The 5,616-nt window shown below is 71.6% G+C and carries 4 protein-coding genes and 1 pseudogene; all 5 read left to right on the forward strand.

Annotation, left to right across the window (positions count from 1 at the left end):
• The coding region (locus IG74_RS0143575; protein WP_030689132.1) for a hypothetical protein at positions 1–1,510 on the forward strand (1,510 nt) is incomplete at its 5' end.
• A gap of 288 nt (positions 1,511–1,798) precedes the next feature.
• Positions 1,799–2,107 carry a hypothetical protein gene (locus tag IG74_RS0143580; RefSeq protein WP_030689133.1) on the forward strand — a complete coding sequence of 103 codons (309 nt, stop codon included), beginning with the start codon at positions 1,799–1,801 and terminating at the stop codon, positions 2,105–2,107.
• Between the two features lie 192 nt (positions 2,108–2,299).
• Positions 2,300–3,130 (forward strand): hypothetical protein, encoded by an 831-nt coding sequence (locus IG74_RS0143585; protein WP_030689134.1) that lies wholly within the window; start codon positions 2,300–2,302, stop codon positions 3,128–3,130.
• Complete coding sequence (locus IG74_RS0143590) at positions 3,120–4,454, forward strand: hypothetical protein (protein ID WP_030689136.1); 1,335 nt, start codon at positions 3,120–3,122, stop codon at positions 4,452–4,454. Before IG74_RS0143585 ends, IG74_RS0143590 begins: the two co-directional genes overlap by 11 nt.
• A pseudogene (locus tag IG74_RS0143595) lies at positions 4,451–5,518 on the forward strand (SCO6880 family protein); the annotation flags it as partial. The gene IG74_RS0143590 and the pseudogene IG74_RS0143595, both read left to right, overlap by 4 nt.
• Between the last annotated feature and the right edge of the window lie 98 nt (positions 5,519–5,616).

The raw sequence follows: 5,616 nt of genomic DNA on the forward strand, positions 1-5,616 counted from the left end.
CGCGCCCGCGCCCCCGCCCGCCGCGCCCGAGCCGCTGCGGCCCGTCGCCGCCGCCCTGCTCAACCTCACCGGACTCGGCCTCGGCTACGTCCTCGTCCGCGCCTGGCTGCCCGCCGTCCTGTGCTGGGCGGCCACCGCCGCGCTGCTCGTGACCGCCCTGCCCGCCGACGTGGACGGCGTCCCCGGCGGCCTGCTCGTCGGCTACCTCGCCCTGCTCGTGCTCGCCGCCGCCGACGGGGCTCGGCGCGCCCGCCGCACCGCCCTCGCCTGGCGGCTGCGCGCCCCGCTCGCCGCCGCGCTCGGCGTCGTCCTGCTCGCCGTCCCCGCCGGGAGCGCCTTCGCCTACGAGGCCGCCCAGGACGAAGCCGTCGAGGACATGCTCCTGGAGCGGCTCGACAAGGCCGACCAGCTCGTCGAGGACCAGGACGGGCAGGACTTCGCCGCCGCCGAGCGCGGCTACCGCTCCGCCCTCGGCACCTACCGGGACCTCCTCCGCGACCACGAGGGCTCCCGCGCCGCCGACCGCGTGCCCGACCGCCTCGACGCGTACTACAAGGCCGTCGCCCGGCCGTACGCCGACCGCCAGTACTGCCAGGCCGTCGCGCCCCTCACCTATCTGCGCACCCTGCCCACCAGCATCGGCGAGGACCGCCTCGGCCGCCTCGCCACCTGGCCCGACGACCGGCTCGCGACCTCCCTGTACGAGTGCGGGACCGCGGCCGTCGACCGGGGCGACGGCACCCACCTCCAGGAGCTGCTCACCACCTTCCCCGACTCCGCGGCCGCCGGGAAGGTCGTGCCCACCCTCGGCGCGGCCATCGACGACCGCGCCGCCGACCTCAAGGGCACCGACCCCTGCTCCGCCACCGAGAAGCTGACCCGCGTCCGCGCCGTCGCCGCCTCGCTGCCCGCGGGCAAGGGCACCTCCCTGGTCTCCCGGGCCGATCGCGCCGTCCAGTCGGGGGAATACGCCTGCGGTGTGGACGAATTCGAGGACGGCCAGTTCACCGAGGCCGCCAAGCGGCTGCGCGAGTACGCCGACACGTACAAGAACAGCGGCAAGAGCGAGCGCGCCCGCACCATCGCCATCGCCGCCGAGGTCGCCGCCGAGCGCCCGCAGGCCGGCCGCAAGCTGCCCGCCCAGCGCGGACCCGGCTCCGGCCAGGAGTTCGTCGTGAAGAACGACGGGCCGAGCGCCGTCGAGGTCCTGTTCACAGGACCGGCCACCGGCACCGTCAAGCTCGGCGCCTGCGCGGGCTGCACCACGTACTCCAGCAAGGCCGAGGGCAAGAGCAAGGCCTGCAAGGCGGGCCGCAGCTATCCGCAGAAGTCCCTGCGCCTGCCGCCCGGCGAGTACCACTTCCTCTACAAGCGCGGCACGGGCGGCACCGGCCTGGTCCGCGACCACAGCGACGGCACCACGGTCCAGAGCGGCTACCGCTACACCGACTGCACCTACGTCGTCAGCGGCGGCCTCGGCGGAATCGACGGCCTCAGCCCCCGGACGTAGCCCGCCCCACCTCTCCCCCGCCCCTGGAGACCGCACCTGACGGAGGGTCTGAGGGCGTGGCCCGGCGTCGTTCTGAGTTGACGTCAGTGGCCACGCCGGACCTTCATTGCCCGGCGTCACCCCGCGTGATACACAGAGTGACCATACGTTTGAAGTCAGCCAACGAATGACGCCAAGGCTGCACACGCCGGGCTGATTGTCGGCGAGAATGAGCTTCGTCCTCTGCACTCCGGTACGCAGAGGTGGGCAGAGGTGCTGGAACAACCCACTAGGGGCGGTGAGTTACACATGCTTATGGCAGCCGAGAAGGGCGACATCACCACCATCATCGGTGGGATCGCCCCCGACTGGGGTCCCTTCGGGAGCTTGGGCAACGAGGCACGCGTGATGATCGAGGTCGTCATGGCCGTGGCGATCCTGCTGTGCCTCGGCATCGCGATCTGGGGCGCCGCGAAGCAGCGCATCGGAGCGACGGCGCTGCGCGACACGTTCAGCGCGGAGCAGGGCAAGGGCCTGATCATCGCGGGCCTGACCGGTGTCTTCATCATCGGCTCACTCGGCACGCTGTTCACCATCGTGTACGGCATGGCGGTCTGACCCCCGCCCGCCCTCCTTCCTCCCGTCTCCCTCCTCTCCTCCCCCGTCCGTCGTGCCCACCGGCTGAGGTTGCAACTCCCTGATGTCGAGTCACCACACCGCGCCCGCGCGGGAACCAGCACGGCTACCGTCATATCCGATGCACCAGACGGACGTGGTGGTCAAGGAAGAGGTTGAGGGGACGTACGCGGCATGAGCGATGACGATGACCTCTTCGGCGGCACCGGCGAGACCCGGACGCGGCTCCCGGAGCGCGACGGCGCCGACGGCTACGGCGGCGCCCGCAGACCCGGCCGCCGCTCCTCCTCGCGCAGCCTCGTCACCGTCATCGGCGTGGTCGTCCTCCTCATCGCCGCCATCGCCTTCGCGAACCGCGACGACTCGTCGTCCGACGACGCCGGAGGCGGCGCCCACGGCAACAAGGACACGGAATCGACCCCCACGGCCCCGACCGGCGAGAAGCCGGTGAGCGGGAAGAACGGGGGGATTCCGGCGGGGTACGCGAAGACGGAGCAGGGCGCGCAGAGCGCGGCGGCGAACTACGCGGTGGCGCTCGGCTCGGCCGAGATGTTCGACAAGTCGAAGCGGGACGGCATCCTCAAGGCCATCATGGCCCCCTCCAGCGTGCCCAAGTTCAAGGCGGACCTGGACAAGGCGTACAGCGCGGACTTCTTCAAGAACGTGGGGCTCAACGCGAACGGCTCCACACCGAGCGGCTACCAGTTCGTCTCCCGCACCAGCGCGATCGGCACCCGGGTCACCGACTTCGCCGACGGCAAGGCCACCGTGGCCACCTGGTGCAGCGGCCTCCTCGGCCTCGCGGGCGAGCGGTCCACCAAGCCGGTCACCAGCAGCTGGTTCACGATCACCATGAAGCTGACGTGGACCGACGGCGACTGGAAGATCACCACGCACACCCAGAAGGACGGTCCCGCCCCGGTCCCGGGCGACGACCGCGCGTCCGGCTCCGAAGAGATCGCGGACGCCGTCGAGGGGTACGGAGGGTTCACGTATGCGCGGTAGTCGCCCCGTACTGAAGCTCACCGCGGCCCTCGCGGCCGTCCAGACAGCGGTGCTCCTCTTCGCGACGCGCGCCGCCGCCGCGCCCGACGACGACCCGTGCGCGCTCATCCACGGCCCCGCCAAGAAGTACTGCGAGCAAGGCGAAGGCGGCGGAGGTGGCGGGGACGCGCCCAAGGTTCCCGACAACGGGGCGCTGTCCGAGCTCGATCCGCTCAGTTCGCTCGCCCGCGGCTTCGGCGACGCCGCCTCGTGGATCGTCAACAAGCTCACCGAGTACGTGAACGACACCGCGGCCGTGGACTTCACCAACGAGAAGTTCCTCCAGCAGTACGCCGTGGTGTTCGCCGCGTCGACGATCCTCACCCTGATCGTGTGGCTGCTCGCGGTCACCAAGCGGGCCGTGCGCGGCGTACCGCTGCTCACGGCGCTCTCGGAGGCCATCGGCTTCCTGTGGCTGACGGTGCTCGCGTCCGCGTTCACCCCGCTGATCCTGTCCACCGTCGTGTCCGCGACGGACGGCGTGTCCGAGGTGCTCGCCAAGTCGGTGGGCGGCGACACCGACCGGTTCTTCGGCACGTTCTCGCAGGCCCTCGACAAGGGCACCGACATCGGCGGCGGCCCGATCATGCTGATCGTCGTGTCCGCCGTGTCGATCGCCGCCGCCGGCATCCTCTGCCTGGAACTGGTGATCCGCGCCGCGATGCTCTACGTCGGCGCGCTCCTCGGCACCGTCGTGTACTCGGGCCTCGTCGACAAGAACACCTGGGGCCGCATCCGCCGCTGGGCCGGCCTGATGGTCGCGATCATCCTGGTGAAGCCCATCATCGTGATCGTGCTCGGAGTGGCCGGAGCCCTCCAGGGCGAGGACGGGCCCGACTCCCTGTCGGCCGTCGTCTCCGGACTCTCCGTGATCCTCCTCGCCATCTTCGCCAGCGCCTCCATCTACCGGTTCATCCCCGGCTTCGGCGACGACATCATGGCCACCCGCAACAACCGCCTGATGCGCGGCGCCGAGAACCGCGCCGCCACCGCCCTCAACTCGCCCGCCGCCTGGGTCGCCCAGGGCATCCGCACCCACAGCGCACGCCCCGGCGGCAAGGCGGGCGGCGGCCAGGCGGGCGGCGGCGACACCCCGCCGCAGGCCGCCACAGCCAACGCCGTCGGAAGCGGCCTGTCCTCACACGCCCACCGGCAGCCTGGCCCCGCCCAGAACGGCGGCGGAACTGTCCCCTCCGCCGCACCCCCACCCCGTACGAGCCCCTCGAACACCCCGCACGCGGGCAACCGCGGCGGTACGAACAGCACTGGAGGTGAAGGGCGTTGACGACCCAGTCCCATGTGTCCCCACCGGTCACGCCCCGCCGCACCTATCTGATCGGCCGGGCCCGGCCGAACGCCATCATCGGCCGCAACCGCGAGACCGGCGAGATCGCGCTGATCATCGGCGGCGCGTTCCTCGGCATGATGTGCGGCATCCTCATCCCGTTCCTGGCCATGCGCATCGTGCTGCTCATGGGCTTCCCGATGATCGCCATCGCGGCGGTGTACATCCCGTACAAGGGACGCACGTTCTACAAGTGGTTCGAGATCAACCGGAGCTACAAGCGATCGCTGCGGCGCGGCACCGCCTACCGGTCCTCGGTCGCCGAGGCGGGCGTCCGGCTCGACGGGCGCGAGGTGGAGATCGGGCCGCCGCCCGGCATCGGCCGCATCAGCTGGCTGGCCGCGCCCTTCGGGCCCGACGAGATCGCCGTCCTGCTGCACGCCGACCGGCGCACCGTCACCGCCGCCATCGAGATCGAGGGCCCCGGCGTCGGCCTGCGCGACAGCGAGGACCAGGAGGCCCTCGTCGACCGGTTCGGCACGCTGCTCAAGCACGTGGCCAACGGCGACGGCTTCGTGACGCGGCTCCAGATGCTGGCCCGCACCCTGCCCGCCGACCCGGACGCGCACGCCAAGGACGTCGCCGCGCGCGGCGACGACCGCGCGCTGCCCTGGCTCCAGCACAGCTACGACCAGCTCCAGTCGATGGTGTCCACCAGCAGCGAGCAGCACCGCGCCTACCTCGTCGCCTGCATGCACTACTCCCGCGAGCTCGCCGCCGAGGCCCAGGCCATGGCGCGCGCCGCCCGCCCGCACGGCGGCAAGAAGCTCGACCGGGACGCCGGGCTCGCCGTCGTCATGGCACGCGAGCTGACCGACATCTGCTCGCGCCTCCAGGAGGCCGACATCCGCGTGCGCCAGCCGCTCGGCCAGGGCCGCCTCGCCTCCCTCGTGCACTCCATGTACGACCCGGACCACCCCATCGACCACATCCAGGCGATGACGAAACGTAATGCCTGGCCCGCCGAGCTGGACGCGATGGAGCCCACCTACCTCCAGGCGAAGTAACTGGTTAGGTCTGTGGGGGCTGGTGGGCATGCTGGATCGCCGGGTGGCCCGGGGTTTCAGGAGGTGGTGGGTGTCCAGGGGCTGCCGCGCATGGT

Origin of the sequence: Streptomyces sp. NRRL B-1347, assembly GCF_000720325.1 — a bacterium.
In the GTDB taxonomy this organism is placed as follows: domain Bacteria; phylum Actinomycetota; class Actinomycetes; order Streptomycetales; family Streptomycetaceae; genus Streptomyces.